The 785-nt window shown below is 42.5% G+C and carries 1 protein-coding gene and 1 other RNA gene; both read left to right on the top strand.

Going from position 1 to position 785, the window contains the following annotated elements:
• The first annotated feature begins 37 nt into the window (after nt 1–37).
• Nucleotides 38–134: signal recognition particle sRNA small type (gene ffs / locus A3738_RS08770), an RNA gene on the top strand.
• Nucleotides 135–418: 284 nt separating this feature from the next.
• Nucleotides 419–785: hypothetical protein (locus tag A3738_RS08775; protein WP_197473732.1), on the top strand; the 367-nt coding region annotated here is incomplete at its 3' end.

Below are 785 nucleotides of genomic sequence, written 5' to 3' on the forward strand. Positions count from 1 at the left end.
TTGATCGGCACTAGCCACAACGCACCATGGTAACTCTTGTTGGTTCCCTCGCAATGATAAATCGTGAACCTGGTCAGGCCCGGAAGGGAGCAGCCACAGCGGTCGACTCATGTGCCGAGGTGTAGCTGGCGAGAGTTGCCACCCAAATTTCCCCCTTTAGAATTTCTTGCTTCTTGCTTCTTGCTTCTTGCTTCTTGCTTCTTGCTTCTTGCTTCTCGCTTCTCGCGCTATGTGCGTTAGTTCCGATGTGTCAGATTATTTTACTGTTTGATATGAGCTGTATTCTTATAATTTCTTTATAAGGCTATGATTTATAAATATAAATTATTATAGGTTTGATTATTGCTGGTATTACTCCCAAGCCGATTTATAAGAATAGAATGACGCTTACATGGATTGAACATTTGGAGTATTCAATATGAAATTTGGAAAATTACTTGCGGGTCTGACCCTAGCTGCAGCAGTGACTAGCGCGCAATCTGCAGTTTTAGATTCGAACGATGGATTGTTGACGTATACAGGTCCTTCGTTTGTTGATGTTGCAACGAATAACGATTTTTTAGATGATGAAATTGCAGCAGGTAGCCAGTACGGTATTGGCGGTATTCTTGAATTGAACGGCATGGCTGATCTGACCTTTACATACTTAGGTTTTGAAGCAGGCTATGACAACGATTTCGAAGCATACAATAATACGTTCTCAAACCGTGGCGGAAACGCATCAACAGTTGGTGATAGCTTTTCGGCTACAGCGGATGAGTTGGTATTCAGCTTTTACGCGAACA

It is taken from the genome of Oleiphilus sp. HI0066 (assembly GCF_001635725.1).